This is a genomic window from Stappia taiwanensis (assembly GCF_014635285.1).
Taxonomy (GTDB): domain Bacteria; phylum Pseudomonadota; class Alphaproteobacteria; order Rhizobiales; family Stappiaceae; genus Stappia; species Stappia taiwanensis.
On the sequence record NZ_BMCR01000006.1, the window covers coordinates 63,425 to 76,580 of the forward strand.

Sequence of the window (13,156 nt, forward strand, 5' to 3'; positions counted from 1 at the left end):
GGGCGTCATCACTGCCGCATGTTGTCCTTGTCGAGCCGCTCGATCTGCGCGGGATGGAATACTCTTATACCCGGACCGCCGGAAAATTGAATGACCCCACGGACACGCACCCTGGTGCCTTTCAGGGAACGAAGGTCGAGACCGGCCTGGGCGAAAGCCGGAGCGTCGGCCGCCGGGACGGTAACCGTGAAATCCCGGCTCCAGCGGTGACCGAAATTAAGATAGAGCGTCGAGCGGGTTTCGCCCACCGACAACACCTGGCCGCTGACCAGCGTGTAGCGGCCGGTACGGGGGCCAAGGTCCTCCGGCCGATGCGCCGACCAGACCCGTTCTGTCGCCCAGAGGCCGCGCCGTTCCTTACGCGCCTGCCGTTCGGCGCTGAGGAGCGGAGCCAGGCAGTCGGCGGGGCTCAGCGCGGGGGCAACCATCGCCTGACCGGAGGAAACAAGTGCATGGGCAAGCCAGCCGCCGGTCCGGTCGCCGGAAAAATGCCCCAGGTGCCGGTTCCAGCGATCCGGTTTTTCGGCTGCATCGGCAAACTTCAGGGAAAGCGGCAAGCGGTTGCCCGGCAGGACGGGAGGACCGTCTGCCGGAAAGACAAGGTCGGATTGCCGGAACAGGGCGCCGTCGGCGGTGACCAGGTCACCGGTCATCCCCGTGTCGGCGATGACGACCTCGCGCGCAATGGAGCCGGCAAGGCAGGGAGCGGGGACTGCCTCCATCGCTTTTGCCATGCGGACGCCGGCAAGCGATGCCAGGACCGCTCCGGCGGCGAGCGCCGTTCCTGCCAGCGGCAGGGGCCGGCATGGTCGTTCGCGTCGCATGTGCCCGTCCCCGCGCATGATGAGAAAACAGCCGCCTCCGGTCCCGTTGCGTCGCTGCCTGTTGTGGCGGCGAATGGTGACGGGACTGGGGCAGGCCGCAGCGTCAGCTTGCCAATCCGTCTTCGATCGCCCCAGCAAGCTTGTCGACCAGCTCGCCGATCTGCGCCTCCTCAAGGATGAAGGGCGGGGCGAGCAGGATGTGGTCGCCATGCCGACCGTCGATGGTGCCGCCCATCGGGTAGCAGATCAGGCCGCGTGCGAAGGCCGCCTTCTTGATGGTGGCGTTGAGCTTGCGGGCCGGATCGAACGTGGCCTTGCTGTCCCGGTCGGCGACCAGTTCCAGACCGAGGAACAGGCCTCGGCCGCGAATGTCGCCCACATGGGGGTGCTGGCCGAAGCGGTCGCGCAGGGCCGCGTCGAGCTTTGCGCCCATATCGCGCGAGCGGGCGACGAGATCACGCTCCACCAGGGCGCTGACCACCGCCCGGCCGGCGGCGGCGGCGGCCGGGTGCCCCAGATAGGTATGGCCGTGCTGGAACAGGCCGGAGCCGGTCTCGATGGCCGAATAGATCGCCGCGCTGCACAAGGTCGCGCCGATCGGCTGGTAGCCGGCGCCAAGGCCCTTGGCGATGCACAGGATGTCCGGCTCGACGCCATCGGCCTCGCAAGCGAACAGGTGGCCGGTGCGGCCCATGCCGCACATCACCTCATCGAGAATGAGCAGGACGCCGTAGCGGGCGCAGATTTCGCGGACCCGGGCGAAATAGCCTGGCACGGCGGGCACGGCGCCAAGGGTGGCGCCGACCACCGGTTCGGCGATGAAGGCGGCGATGGTTTCCGGTCCGCGGGCGAGGATTTCCGTCTCCAGCTCGTCGGCAACCCGCCGGCCGTACTCCTCCGCGCTCTCGTCGTCCCGCTGGTCGCGATAGGCGTAGCAGGGCGCGATGTGCGACATGTCGACCAGCAGCGGCCCGAAGGGCTCGCGTCGCCACATGTTGCCGCCGGCGGACAGGGCGCCGATGGTGTTGCCGTGGTAGCTCTGGCGGCGGGCGATGATGCGGGCCCGGCTCGGCTCTCCGCGTTCAAGATGGTACTGGCGGGCAAGCTTGATTGCCGCTTCCACCGCCTCCGATCCGCCGGAGACCAGATAGACCCGGTCGAGGTCGCCCGGGGCATGAGCGATCAGAAGATCGGCCAGATCCTCGGCGGCTTCGGAGGTGAAAAAGCCGGTGTGGGCGAAGGGGATGGCATCGAGTTGGCGCTTGATCGCCTCGGTGATGGTCTTGTCGGAATGGCCGAGGCAGGACACGGCGGCGCCGCCGGAGGCATCCAGATAGCGCTTGCCGCTGTCGTCTATGATGTAGCAGCCGTCGCCGGAGACGGCGCGCGGCAGGCGCATGGCGGTATGTCTGGGAAAAATATGGGTCATGATGTCGGTTCGATCGTGAAAAGGACGCTCAGGTCCGGTTGGTCAGAAGGATCTTGACCGCGAAACCGCCGATGACGCTGGCGAACAGCCAGTCGACCAGGCGCATGACGCGCGGCGATTTGCGCAAGGAGGAGGAAAAGCCTTCGGCGGCCAGGACCATGGCGGCGCAGAAGGGCAGGGAAAAGGCAATCATGTAAAGGCCGAGAAAGACCAGCTTGGCCGCCGCTTCCGGATCGCCCGCCGTCACGAATTGCGGCAGGAAGGTGAGGAAGAACAAGATGATTTTCGGATTGAGCAGGTTCACCAGCAGACCGGTGGCGAACACCCGGGACAGGGGCTTGGGCTGCGCCGGCGCGCCGGTGCGTACCGTCAGCGCCGAGCCATGGCGGATGCTCTGATAGGCCAGCCACAGCAGGTAGAGGGCGCCGCCCACCTTGACCACCAGGAACGCCTCGGCGGAGGCGGCGATCAGCGCCGACAGGCCGAAGGCGACCAGCAGGGTATGCACCAGATTGCCGGTTGCGGCGCCGAGCATCGAGGCCATGCCGGCCGCGCGTCCTTCGGACAGGGAGCGGCTGACGAACAGCGTCATGTCCGGACCGGGGGTCAGCACCAGAACGAGGCAGGCGGCTGTGAAGGTCGCCAGCGTGGCGAGATCGGGAATGAAGCTCATGAATTCCCCATTGGACCATCCTGACCGGTCGTCCGGGCCGGCTCTGCAAGGGCTTTGGTTCAAGTGACGAGCGCGCCACTGGGCGATCGGCGAGGTGCAATCTATCATGGGTGTCAACGCCCGGTCGATGGCCGTTTTGCCGCGCCGGGCTGCGCTGCGCGCAGGGCGATGCTGGACAGGCGCTCGCAGCACTTTATAACCGGCGAACCTGAAACGGCCCGGCGTGTTGGGCTTCAGATGTCGTTGCGGCTCCGCCGTTATCTTGCGTTGATTTGAACCGCCACGCCCGATCCAAGGATTTCCGCCCGAGATGACACCCGTGCCGCATCAAGCCTCCTTTTCGCGCAAGCTGTGTGAGTGGTGCGCCGCCCATCCGTTTGTTGCCACGAGCGCCTATCTCTTGCTGGTGTCGCTGTTGTTCCTGGCGGTTCCCGCGCTGGACCTGATGGCAACCGGGCTGTTTTACGATGCCGAGGCGGGGTTCTGGCTCGCTGAGGTGCCGTTCTTCGTGCGACTGCGCGCGCTCGGCCCTTTTCTGGTCAAGGTGGTCGCCGTTCTGGCGGCTCTGCCTCTGGTGGCGGCACTGCTTCTGCCGCGATTGCCGGAGTGGGTGCGGTTGCGGGCCTCGCTGTTCCTGCTGTCGACACTGGCGCTGGGCCCGGGGCTGGTGGTCAATGCGCTTTTCAAGAACAACTGGGGCCGGCCGCGTCCGCGTGACGTGACGGCTTTTGGCGGTGATGCTCCCTATGTGCCGGTCTGGAAGGTCACCGACCATTGCGACACCAATTGTTCCTTCGTGTCCGGCGAGGCATCGGCCAGTCTCTGGCTGGTGAGCCTGGTGTTTCTCGCGCCTGCCCGCTGGCGCCTGGGGATGCTGGTGGTGATCGGGCCGCTCTGTGTGGCGCTGTCCATCAACCGGGTGGCCTTCGGCGGTCATTTCCTGTCCGACACCTTGCTGTCCTGGGGCCTGACCCTGCTGGTGATCCTCGCCATGTACCGGCTGTTCTATGTCGCGCCGCCGGCGATGCTGCAGGAGGCATCGCTGCGCTCCGGGCTTGCCCGGGTTGGAGGCTGGCTGCGCCGGGGCGTGCGCCGGTTGGCCTGCGGGATCGTGAGGCGCACCCGGGCGTTTTTGCACCGGTTCCGATAGGCCGGTTGAATTTGGTGCCCAAAAACGGTCAACTCCGGGGCGGAGGATCGTGCGAGTTGGCCTCAATAGAGGGTGCTCTCTTCGAGAGCCCGGGGCGAGGGACAGGAACGGCGCCGGGGGCGGACGTTCGCATGAAAACCGCTAGTCGTGGAACCTGCTGGTCTGGCAGCCGATGATGATGATGGATCGAGCAACTTCGCTGCCGAAGGACGGGGCGGCCCGGGAGGCGCAAGACGTGCCTGAGAGCGCGCGGAGGAATGCCCGCCCGCCGAAACCGCGTCGCCGGAAGTTTGTCCGCTGGCTGCTGGTGCTTGCCCTGGCGGTCGTCGTGATCGGTGGCGGGTTTCTTGTCGGCGGATTTTTCCGCTTTGCCGGCATGGTGACGGCGGCGGAGCCGGCAACGCTGACCGGCGCCGATGCGATCGTGGTGCTGACCGGTGGACGCGAGCGGGTCAAGAAGGCGCTGATGCTTCTGGAGGAGGGGCGGGCCAATCGCCTGCTGATCTCCGGCGTGCATCCGGACACCCGGCCGGAGCAGATCGTTGCCCTGACCTCCAGCAACCCTGCGCTCTTTCGCTGCTGTGTCGATCTTGACCGGATTGCCAACAACACCTTGGAAAACGCAGCGGAAACCGCGAAATGGGCGCGCAGCCGGCATTTCGACAGCCTGCTGGTGGTCACCAGCGCCTATCACATGCCTCGCGCCATGCTGGAATTGCGTTCGGTGGCGCCAGACCTGCAACTGATCCCGGCCAAGGTGCAGAGTGCCGACCTGCCGCTTGAGCGCTGGTATGCGGATCCGCAGACGACGCGGCTTCTCCTGCGCGAATATGTGAAGTATATGCTCACCTGGCTGAGAATAGGGATGGTCGACGGCGCCTTGTCCTGAGGGGCCTTGCCGGCTCTGTACCTCCCGTCGATTGGCCGCGACACGCAATTCATCCGGTTGGCCATTCGATGCTTCTTCTTCGCTCCCTCCTGTTTCACGCACTGTTTTATCTGGTGACCCTGGGTCTGATGATCCTGTTTTCGCCGGTGCTGATCCTACCACGTCGCTGGGGCTGGCCGGTGGTGCCGTTCTGGGCGCGGACCTGCCTGGCGCTGTTGCGCTGGATCGTGGGCCTCAAGGTCGAGGTGCGCGGTCTGGAGAACATCCCCGAGGGCGGTTATATCGTCGCCGCCAAACACCAGTCGGCCTGGGAAACCTTTGCCCTCTTGCCGCTGTTCGCCTCGCCGACCTATGTGCTGAAGCGGGAGCTGCGCTACATTCCGCTGTTCGGCTGGTACACCGCCAAATACCGGCAGATCCCGGTCGACCGCGGCAAGCGGTCGGTGGCGCTTGCGCGGATGACGGAAAAGGCCGGCGAAGCGGTGGCCGAGGGACGGCAGATCCTGATCTTTCCCGAAGGCACCCGCCGGCCGGCCGGAGCGGAACCGCGCTACAAGCATGGCGTGGCCCATCTTTACCGTTCGCTCGAATGTCCGGTGCTGCCGATCGCGCTGAATTCGGGAGTATACTGGCCCCGGCGTGGCTGGACCCTTTACCCGGGTACGGTGCTGGTGGAGATCCTGCCGCCGATCCAACCCGGGCTGGAGCTTCATGCCTGCTATGAGCATCTGGTCTCGGCGGTGGAAGGTGCATCGGACGAGTTGTTGCGGGAGGCGGCGCGGCGCGATCCGGACAGCCCGGTGCTGGCGCTGGTGGAAGAGCGCTGGCGCGCGCGCGGGCGCGTGTTCCCGCGCGCCTGACAGGGCGCGCAAGACGCGGCGTTGCCCGTGTCGATTGTCTGCTGACAAGGTTTCTGGTTTGTTCTATTGTCGTCAGCATGACGTCATCGCTGACCAATGTGGATCGGGCTGTTTCCGGGATGGACGCCGGGGCTGTTTCCAGGACGGGCGAGGGGAAGAGCGGCGCAGCCGCGGCCCCGCGTGCGGCCGAGGCGTTGGGGCTGGATGATCGCTACCGCTATTTCTTCGGAGGTTCGGGCCGGCGGTATCTTTTCTCCGCCGTACCGGTGGAGGCGCTGGAGGACTATTGCGGGGCGGTGGTCGTCCTCTTGCCGCGCCGCAGCGGCGGGGCTGTCTGGATCGGCGAGGTCGACCGCTACGGCCAGCGGCGCGGCGCGCCCATCGCCAGCCGCGATCTTGGCCGACGGATCGCCTATGTGCATCTGCTCGCCGGTCGGCCCGACGAACGCCGGGCCGTGGCCGACGACCTGTCCCGGGCGAGTTGTATCTTCGCCGCCGATGCGGCGGGTGCGGAGGCGGTTCGGCCCGTGGCCGGGCAGGATTAACCTTTTCAGGAAAGAGAACGCGCGAGGCGCTGCCTCAGACGGCCGCCACGTGGGCCTTCAGCCGCTTCGCCAGCGACGACAGCGCCGGATCGTGGATCTTCAGCTCTTCCAGATGCGCGGCGGTGTTGAGCACATATTCGGGGTTGGGGCCGGATTGGCCGTGGGCCCCTTGCACCAGCTCGAACTGGCGTTCGGTGCTTAGCACGCCGGCATATTGATGGTGGTCGCGGTTGACCAGGTAGGTCAGGGCGGAGACCGTGCCGCCTTCCTCGCCATCGAGCCGCACCCGCCTTTCCGCTTCAAGATAGACGGCGGTGACCTGCTCGCGTTCGCGCAGATAGGCAATCACCTCATCCCGGTTGCGGCTGGCGACGCGAAAGGCGATGCCCCGGCAGGCGCCGCCGCGATCGAGGCCAAGCACGAGGCCGGGCCGCTGCTCGGTGCCGCGATGCACCCAGGAATAGACGCAAAGCGAGCGGTGAGCGCCATGCAGAACGCCGGGCACCGCGGCCTCATAGGCAAAGCCCGGCCGCCACATCAGCGAGCCGTATCCGAACACCCAAAGATCGCTCATGCGCCGTTGATCCTCTCATCGCTTCCGGCCGTGCCCTTGCTCGGTCCGAGCCAGGCAAGGCGGCCGGCAGGGTGCGTCAGAACCGGGGGGAGGATCAACCCTCCGCCGTTTGTTTCCGGCCGGCTTGGACGGATTTTCCGCCCACGGGCGCGGATGTGACGCGGGAGCCGCGCGCCGATCCTCCTTGAAACCGTCGCGATCCGGGCGTAGAGGCGGAGGGTCGATTTTCAGCCGTGAGGACCAGATGACCGAGACGCCGACAGCCACCGGGACGCCGAAAGGGCGCTCGCCCTCCCGTTGGAAGTACCGTTTGCTGGTGAGCCTCGTCCTGCTCGTCGTTGCCCTTTGGAGCACCTATTGGGCGATTGGCCGGGGAATGGCCGTCGATATCCTGCGCAACACGGTCGAAGTGGCGAAAACCGAAGGCGGCCGGCTTGCTTGCGGCGATCAGTCGCTGGGGGGGTATCCGTTCCGCTTCGAGCTGCGCTGCACGCCGCTGGACGTTGCGGCGGCGACCGGCGACAGCCTGAGCCTTGGAGGCTTGCGGGCGGTGGCGCTCGCCTATAACCCGCGCCAGTTGATCGTCGAGGCGGACGCGCCGGCGCGGCTTGTTCGCTCTGCCGGTCCCGCCGGTCTGGCGGTCGATGCGACCTGGCGCACGGCGCGATCCAGCGCCCGGCTCGGCGATGAGACGGTGGCGCGAATGGATCTCGTTGTCGAGGCGCCGGCGGTCGATATCGCGCTGGATGGGGCCGGCGCGGATATACCCTTCCGGGTCGCTGCCGATAGGGCGGAACTGCATCTGAGGCAATCGCCGGAGGTGGCGGAGGATGTTGATCTGGCCGTGCGGCTTGCGGCCGTTTCGACCCTGCCGTCCGTGCCGGCGGTCGATCTGTTCGCCGATATGACGGTTGCCGGCGCCGCGCCGCTTCTGGGCCGCTCCGATGGCGACTGGCGGGCGCTTCTAGCGTCACGCGAGGCGCTGGCGATCGAGCGGCTGGTGCTGTCGTCAGGCAAGCTTTCCCTGCAGGCCAGCGGGGCGCTGTGGCTCGATGAAGCGGGCCGGCTGAGCGGCAGCCTGCCGTTGACGGTGGCCGGGGTGGACCAGCTTGCCCAGGCGCTGGCGCCGTTCTTCCCGCCGGAATCCACCGTGCCGGCAACCTTGCAAGGGGCGTTGATGGGCTTCGGTAGCCCGGTTGAGCTCGATGGTGTGCCGGCGGTCACCGTGCCGCTCCGTTTCGAGGGCGGTGTCGCCCGTGTCGGCCTTATCCCGATCGGTCGGCTCGGACCGTTGATGTAGCCAGGCGGTTTCGGCCGGCATCGCGCCGCATGTCAGGCGCGGCGCGATGCGATAGCTCGGACTGGGACCGGGATCAGTCGGTTGCCGGCCGGTCGATTGCCAGGGTGTAGCCCTTCCAGTTGGCCGGTTCGGCGATCTGGTCGTAAAGGGTGACGGCGGGCACGTTCTTGCCGGGGACGATCCAGCGCAGCTCGGACCAGTCGCGGCGGGTGCCTTCCTGCACCAGGGTCTCGATCATCCGCCGGGCAACACCCTTGTTGCGGGCGTCCGGATGCACATAGAGTTCGTCGAGTTGTCCCGCGCGCAGGCCGCTGATGATCTCCGGCAGGTCGAAGAAGATGGCAAAGCCGACAAGACGGCCATCAAGCTCCGCGCCGATGACCTCGGCGGTGCGGTCGCCGAGAATGCGCTCGGCGTAGAACTGGTCGGGACGGCGCGGCGCGCCGCGCTTCAGGGCCTGGGCGTATTCCGCGATCAGGGGCGCGAGAGCAAGTGCGTCGTCAGGGCCAAGCGTCTTGATGTCGATGGTGTTCATGGAAGCTCCGCGTTGGATCGGTGGTCAGCGACCCGGGGGACCGGAACGCGGCGCTCACCTTGTCCCGAACCGTGACGGTTTTGCAACCGCCTCTGTCGACCTGTCCGTCGCTGGCCCATTGACCGCCGTGGAAAGATCGCCGCATAGTTGTGGGGTGCCCTGCCGTTTCTTTTCCGGAAAGCCATGCCATGACCCAGGATTCGCACCGTCGCCGTGCGACAATGATTGGCCTGACCGCGGTGCTGATGTGGTCGATGCTCGGTGTGTTCGGCGCCGCTTCGGGCGATGTGCCGCCGTTCCTGCTGAACGCCCTGTGTTTCGGGTTCTCAGGGCTGGCCGCGACGCTGTGGCTGGCCCTGCGCGGTCGCTTGCGGCTGATGCGCCAGCCGGTTGGCGTCTGGGCGTTCGGAACGCTGGGCCTGTTCGGCTTTCATTTCTTCTACTTCACGGCGATCCGCAATGCGCCGCCGGTGGAGGCCAACTTGATCAACTACACCTGGCCGTTGTTGATCGTCGTTTTCTCAGCGCTGCTGCCGGGCGAACGGCTGCGGGCGCATCATCTGATCGGCGCCGGGCTGGGGCTTGCCGGTGCGGCGCTTTTGGTCACGCGGGGGCAGAGCCTGGCGCTCGATCCCGCCTATCTGATCGGCTATCTTTCGGCGGTTGCCTCGGCGCTGTTCTGGTCGAGCTATTCGGTTCTGTCGCGGCGGCTCGGCCGGGTGCCGACCGAGGCGGTGGCGGGGTTCTGCCTTGGCACCTCGGTGCTGTCGCTGGCCGCCCATCTGGCGGTGGAGCAGACCGTCTGGCCGGCGGGGGCGGGCGAGTGGCTGGCGGTGCTCGGTCTTGCCGCCTTTCCGGTCGGTCTGGCGTTCTTCGTTTGGGATATCGGGGTGAAGCGCGGTGACATCCAGGTGTTGGGGGCGGGGGCCTATGCGGCGCCGGTGCTGTCGACCCTGCTCCTGATCCTCTTCGGCTTCGGCACGTTCACTGTCAGCGTTGCACTGGCCTGCGCACTGGTGACCCTCGGTGCGCTGGTGGCGGCCCGGGACATGCTGTTTCGTCCCGCCGCAGGCGCGTCCGCCAGCCCCTCGGCCGAAAGACCGGTGGCGGAGGATCGTTCCGCGCTTTAGGGTCCAGATCCCAAGGTTCGGCTTTCCAGCGCCGCAGGCAAATTTCTCGTAACCAACCAAAAGGGACAGGTTCGCCCATGACGACACCCGCCGCCATCAGACCTCGCCGCAGCGTCCTTTACATGCCCGGCTCCAACGCACGGGCACTGGAAAAGGCGCGCAGCCTCGATGTGGATGCGCTGATCCTCGATCTTGAGGATGCCGTGGCGCCCGACGCCAAGGATCTGGCCCGCCGGCAGGTGGCCGAGGCGGTGGCCGCCGGCGGTTACGGGCACAGGGAAGTGGTGATTCGCGTCAATGGCGCCGGCACGCCCTGGGGCGAAGCGGATCTTGAGGCGGCGATTGCCGCCGGTCCCGATGCGATCCTTCTGCCGAAGGTTTCGACGCCGGCGGATCTGGAGCGGGCGGCCCACAAGGTCAACGCGGCCAAGGCACCGGCCGGGCTGACGCTCTGGGCGATGATGGAAACGCCGCTTGCGATGCTGAACGCGCGGGAAATCGCGGCGGCGGCGGCCAATCCGGAAACCCGGCTTTCCTGCTTCATCATGGGCACCAACGATCTGGCCAAGGAGACCCGGGCGCGGCTGGTGCCGGGGCGGGCGCCGATGCGTCCCTGGCTGATGGCTTGCGTTGCCGCTGCCCGGGCCCATGGGCTCGACATCATCGATGGCGTTTACAATGACCTGTCGGACGCGGAAGGCTTTGCCGCCGAATGCCGCGAGGGCGCGGAGATGGGCATGGACGGCAAGACGCTAATCCACCCCAAGCAGGTCGAGGCATGCAACGCGGCCTTCTCGCCGGATGCGGCCGAGGTGGCGCAGGCGCGCAAGATCATCGCCGAATTCGAGAAGCCGGAAAACGCTTCCAAGGGCGCCTTGCAGGTGGATGGCCGGATGGTCGAGCGGCTGCACGCGGAGATGGGCGAGCGGGTGGTGCGGATCGCCGATGCGATTGCCGCCCGCAGCTCGGTCGCCGCCGGCTGACGCATCTTTCACCGGCCGGGCGCGACCCGGCCGGGTTCCTCCTGGAGACGCTCTTCATGAAACTCTATCGCTTCATCACCGGCCCGGACGACAGCGCCTTCTGCCACCGGGTGACGGCGGCGCTCAATGCCGGCTGGGATCTGCATGGCGCCCCGAGCCTCACCTTCGATGCGGCCAAGGGCATCGTCGTCTGCGGCCAGGCGGTGACCAAGGATGTCAGCGGTGAAAGCTATTCGCCGGAGATCAAGCTGTCGGATTTTTGAGGTCCGCGCGGCGTCAGAAGCTCAGTCCTCGTCGTGATCCAGCGTGTGACGCTGGATCATCGGCAGCTGCAGCAGGGTGAAGACCACGGTGATCGGCATCATGCCGAACACCTTGAACGACACCCAGAAATCGGTCGAGAAGCTGCGCCAGATGACCTCGTTGAGGATGGCGAGGAAGAAGAAGAACACCCCCCAGCGGAAGGTCAGCTTGCGCCAGCCGGCGTCATCGAGCCGGAAAACGCTGTCGAACACATAGCCCAGCAGCGATTTGCCGAAGAGAAGGCCGCCCAAGAGCACCGCCCCGAACAGGACGTTGACGATGGTCGGCTTCAGCTTGATGAAAAGCTCATCCTGTAGCCACAAGGTCAGGGCGCCGAACACCAGCACCACAACGCCGGAGACCACCGGCATCACCGGCAGCCGCCGGGTCAGCACGTAGGACACGGCCAGCGACACCGCGATCGCCACCATGAAGACGGCGGTGGCGAAGAAGATCGGTCCGCCGAGATCGGTGATCACCGGAAAACGCTCGGCGAGCATCTCGCCGCGTGAGTTGGCGAGGAAGAACAGCAGCAGCGGGCCAAGCTCCAGCGCGATCTTCAGGAGCGGCGCCACCTCCTTGCGGTCGGCGGCATTGGGGCTGTGTTCGAATTCCATCAGGGATCAACTCTCGCTTGCGGCGATGGCGGCGGCGAAATCGCCGGCGGTGAAGGGTTCGAGGTCGTCGATGCCCTCGCCAACGCCGATGAAATGGACCGGCAGCTTGTGCCGGGCGGCAATAGCGACAAGGATACCGCCGCGCGCGGTGCCGTCCAGCTTGGTCATGACGAGGCCGGTGACGCCGGCGGTCTTGCCGAAGATCTCGACTTGGTTCATCGCGTTCTGACCGGTGGTGGCATCGAGAGTCAGCAGCACGCTGTGCGGGGCGTTCGGATCGTGCTTGCGGATGACGCGCACGACCTTTTCCAGCTCGGCCATCAGCTCGGCGCGGTTCTGCAGCCGTCCGGCGGTGTCGATCAGCAGCACATCGACGCCCTTTTCCCTGGCCTCGCGCATGGCGTCGAAGACGAGGCCGGCGGCATCGGCGCCGGTGTCGCGGGCGACCACCGGGGCGCCGGTCCGCTCGCCCCAGATCTTGAGCTGTTCGACGGCAGCGGCGCGGAAGGTGTCGCCGGCAGCCAGCATCACCGATTTGCCTTCGGCCCGGAGCTTGGCGGCCAGCTTGCCGATGGTGGTGGTCTTGCCGGTGCCGTTGACGCCAACCATCAGCACCACATGCGGGGCGTTGGCCGGGTCGAGCTCCAGGGGCTGGGCAACCGGTTCCAGCACCTTGGCCACTTCCTCGGCAAGGATGCGACGCACCTCCTCCGGGGCGATCTCCTTGTCGAACCGGCCGTCGGAAATCCGCTCGGTGATCGTCATTGCCGTCTCGACGCCGAGATCGGCCTGGATCAGCAGGTCTTCCAGCTCTTCCAGCGTTTCCGCATCGAGCTTGCGCTTTGTGAAGAGCGCGGTGATGCCGCCGGTCAGGCTGGCAGAGGAGCGGGACAGGCCAGCCTTCAGCCGCGCGAACCAGGACAGACGCGGGGCGGCAGGTTCCGGCGCCGCTTCGCTGGCCTCAGGCTCCACAGAAGCTGGCGGTTCGGTCTCTTGCGCAGGCTCCTCAACGGCCTCGGGTGCAGGCCGTTCCTCGTCGGCGGTCGCGGCGGGGGCCGGTTCCACCGGGGTTTCCGGCGTGGCGAGGTCCGAGCTTTCGCTGTTGGGCGCTTCTGTTTTGGGAGCGCCGGCCTCCGCAGGCTCGACCCTTGGCGCGACCTCGGTCGGGGCCTCTGTCGCCGGCGCCTCGGGTGCAAGGGGGGCTTGCGCGGCGTCGTCCGTGCCGGAGAGAGCGGCGTCGGCGGTTTCGACCGTCTCGACCGTCTCGCGCGCGTCCGTCTGCGTCTTGTTGTCCTTGCGGCCGAACAGACGTCCGAGGAAACCGCGTTTTTCGTCACTCATGCT

At 66.8% G+C, this 13,156-nt stretch carries 15 protein-coding genes; 8 read left to right on the top strand and 7 right to left on the bottom strand.

Annotated features, from left to right (window positions below; all coding sequences use genetic code 11):
- Positions 1-8 precede the first annotated feature (8 nt).
- The 3 genes from IEV83_RS14420 to IEV83_RS14430 all read right to left on the bottom strand — a co-directional run bounded on the left by IEV83_RS14420 (position 9) and on the right by IEV83_RS14430 (position 2,926).
- Complete coding sequence (locus tag IEV83_RS14420; protein ID WP_181759719.1) at positions 9-824, bottom strand: thermonuclease family protein; 816 nt, start codon at positions 822-824, stop codon at positions 9-11.
- A 103-nt stretch (positions 825-927) separates the two neighbouring features.
- Positions 928-2,253 (bottom strand): aspartate aminotransferase family protein, encoded by a 1,326-nt coding sequence (locus tag IEV83_RS14425; RefSeq protein ID WP_181759718.1) that lies wholly within the window; start codon positions 2,251-2,253, stop codon positions 928-930.
- A gap of 28 nt (positions 2,254-2,281) precedes the next feature.
- Positions 2,282-2,926, bottom strand: coding sequence for a LysE family translocator (locus IEV83_RS14430; RefSeq protein ID WP_181759717.1), 645 nt, complete (start codon positions 2,924-2,926; stop codon positions 2,282-2,284).
- Positions 2,927-3,245: 319 nt separating this feature from the next.
- Between IEV83_RS14430 and IEV83_RS14435 the strand changes: the two genes are divergently transcribed.
- The 4 genes from IEV83_RS14435 (at position 3,246) to IEV83_RS14450 (ending at position 6,370) form a co-directional block, all read left to right on the top strand.
- The gene (locus IEV83_RS14435; protein WP_209003182.1) at positions 3,246-4,076 is read left to right on the top strand and encodes a phosphatase PAP2 family protein; all 831 of its coding nucleotides are present in this window, start codon (positions 3,246-3,248) and stop codon (positions 4,074-4,076) included.
- Positions 4,077-4,257: 181 nt separating this feature from the next.
- Positions 4,258-4,965, top strand: coding sequence for a YdcF family protein (locus IEV83_RS14440; RefSeq protein ID WP_181759715.1), 708 nt, complete (start codon positions 4,258-4,260; stop codon positions 4,963-4,965).
- 68 nt (positions 4,966-5,033) lie between these two features.
- Entirely contained in the window at positions 5,034-5,825 is a 792-nt protein-coding gene (locus IEV83_RS14445; protein ID WP_181759714.1) for a lysophospholipid acyltransferase family protein, read from the top strand.
- A gap of 77 nt (positions 5,826-5,902) precedes the next feature.
- Entirely contained in the window at positions 5,903-6,370 is a 468-nt protein-coding gene (locus IEV83_RS14450) for a hypothetical protein (protein WP_181759713.1), read from the top strand.
- A gap of 34 nt (positions 6,371-6,404) precedes the next feature.
- On the opposite strand, the gene IEV83_RS14455 is transcribed toward IEV83_RS14450, so the two are convergent.
- Positions 6,405-6,944, bottom strand: a complete 540-nt coding sequence (locus tag IEV83_RS14455; protein WP_181759712.1) for a gamma-glutamylcyclotransferase — start codon at positions 6,942-6,944, stop codon at positions 6,405-6,407.
- A gap of 244 nt (positions 6,945-7,188) precedes the next feature.
- On the opposite strand from IEV83_RS14455, the gene IEV83_RS14460 reads away from it, so the two are divergent.
- The gene (locus IEV83_RS14460; protein WP_181759711.1) at positions 7,189-8,244 is read left to right on the top strand and encodes a DUF2125 domain-containing protein; all 1,056 of its coding nucleotides are present in this window, start codon (positions 7,189-7,191) and stop codon (positions 8,242-8,244) included.
- 73 nt (positions 8,245-8,317) lie between these two features.
- On the opposite strand, the gene IEV83_RS14465 is transcribed toward IEV83_RS14460, so the two are convergent.
- Positions 8,318-8,779, bottom strand: coding sequence for a GNAT family N-acetyltransferase (locus IEV83_RS14465; protein ID WP_181759710.1), 462 nt, complete (start codon positions 8,777-8,779; stop codon positions 8,318-8,320).
- Between the two features lie 188 nt (positions 8,780-8,967).
- Here IEV83_RS14465 and yddG point away from each other — a divergent pair, with 188 nt between their 5' ends.
- The 3 genes from yddG to IEV83_RS14480 all read left to right on the top strand — a co-directional run bounded on the left by yddG (position 8,968) and on the right by IEV83_RS14480 (position 11,155).
- Positions 8,968-9,909, top strand: a complete 942-nt coding sequence (gene yddG / locus IEV83_RS14470) for an aromatic amino acid exporter YddG (protein ID WP_181759709.1) — start codon at positions 8,968-8,970, stop codon at positions 9,907-9,909.
- Positions 9,910-9,986: 77 nt separating this feature from the next.
- Positions 9,987-10,892, top strand: coding sequence for an HpcH/HpaI aldolase/citrate lyase family protein (locus IEV83_RS14475; RefSeq protein WP_181759708.1), 906 nt, complete (start codon positions 9,987-9,989; stop codon positions 10,890-10,892).
- Positions 10,893-10,948: 56 nt separating this feature from the next.
- A complete protein-coding gene (locus tag IEV83_RS14480) occupies positions 10,949-11,155 on the top strand; it encodes a DUF1737 domain-containing protein (RefSeq protein WP_181759707.1) in 207 nt (68 codons plus the stop codon).
- Positions 11,156-11,176: 21 nt separating this feature from the next.
- Here IEV83_RS14480 and IEV83_RS14485 read toward each other — a convergent pair whose 3' ends face one another.
- Both IEV83_RS14485 and ftsY read right to left on the bottom strand, forming a co-directional pair.
- Positions 11,177-11,812 (bottom strand): septation protein A, encoded by a 636-nt coding sequence (locus IEV83_RS14485; protein WP_181759706.1) that lies wholly within the window; start codon positions 11,810-11,812, stop codon positions 11,177-11,179.
- Positions 11,813-11,818: 6 nt separating this feature from the next.
- Complete coding sequence (gene ftsY, locus IEV83_RS14490; protein ID WP_181759705.1) at positions 11,819-13,153, bottom strand: signal recognition particle-docking protein FtsY; 1,335 nt, start codon at positions 13,151-13,153, stop codon at positions 11,819-11,821.
- Between the last annotated feature and the right edge of the window lie 3 nt (positions 13,154-13,156).

What these genes read in the sequence shown, in the direction of transcription:
- IEV83_RS14420 (WP_181759719.1), bottom strand. Translation starts at nt 824, where the DNA reads ATGCGACGCGAACGACCATGCCGGCCCCTGCCGCTGGCAGGAACGGCG.
- IEV83_RS14425 (WP_181759718.1), bottom strand. Translation starts at nt 2,253, where the DNA reads ATGACCCATATTTTTCCCAGACATACCGCCATGCGCCTGCCGCGCGCC.
- IEV83_RS14430 (WP_181759717.1), bottom strand. Translation starts at nt 2,926, where the DNA reads ATGAGCTTCATTCCCGATCTCGCCACGCTGGCGACCTTCACAGCCGCC.
- IEV83_RS14440 (WP_181759715.1), top strand. Translation starts at nt 4,258, where the DNA reads ATGGATCGAGCAACTTCGCTGCCGAAGGACGGGGCGGCCCGGGAGGCG.
- IEV83_RS14445 (WP_181759714.1), top strand. Translation starts at nt 5,034, where the DNA reads ATGCTTCTTCTTCGCTCCCTCCTGTTTCACGCACTGTTTTATCTGGTG.
- IEV83_RS14450 (WP_181759713.1), top strand. Translation starts at nt 5,903, where the DNA reads ATGACGTCATCGCTGACCAATGTGGATCGGGCTGTTTCCGGGATGGAC.
- IEV83_RS14455 (WP_181759712.1), bottom strand. Translation starts at nt 6,944, where the DNA reads ATGAGCGATCTTTGGGTGTTCGGATACGGCTCGCTGATGTGGCGGCCG.
- IEV83_RS14460 (WP_181759711.1), top strand. Translation starts at nt 7,189, where the DNA reads ATGACCGAGACGCCGACAGCCACCGGGACGCCGAAAGGGCGCTCGCCC.
- IEV83_RS14465 (WP_181759710.1), bottom strand. Translation starts at nt 8,779, where the DNA reads ATGAACACCATCGACATCAAGACGCTTGGCCCTGACGACGCACTTGCT.
- yddG (WP_181759709.1), top strand. Translation starts at nt 8,968, where the DNA reads ATGACCCAGGATTCGCACCGTCGCCGTGCGACAATGATTGGCCTGACC.
- IEV83_RS14475 (WP_181759708.1), top strand. Translation starts at nt 9,987, where the DNA reads ATGACGACACCCGCCGCCATCAGACCTCGCCGCAGCGTCCTTTACATG.
- IEV83_RS14480 (WP_181759707.1), top strand. Translation starts at nt 10,949, where the DNA reads ATGAAACTCTATCGCTTCATCACCGGCCCGGACGACAGCGCCTTCTGC.
- IEV83_RS14485 (WP_181759706.1), bottom strand. Translation starts at nt 11,812, where the DNA reads ATGGAATTCGAACACAGCCCCAATGCCGCCGACCGCAAGGAGGTGGCG.
- ftsY (WP_181759705.1), bottom strand. Translation starts at nt 13,153, where the DNA reads ATGAGTGACGAAAAACGCGGTTTCCTCGGACGTCTGTTCGGCCGCAAG.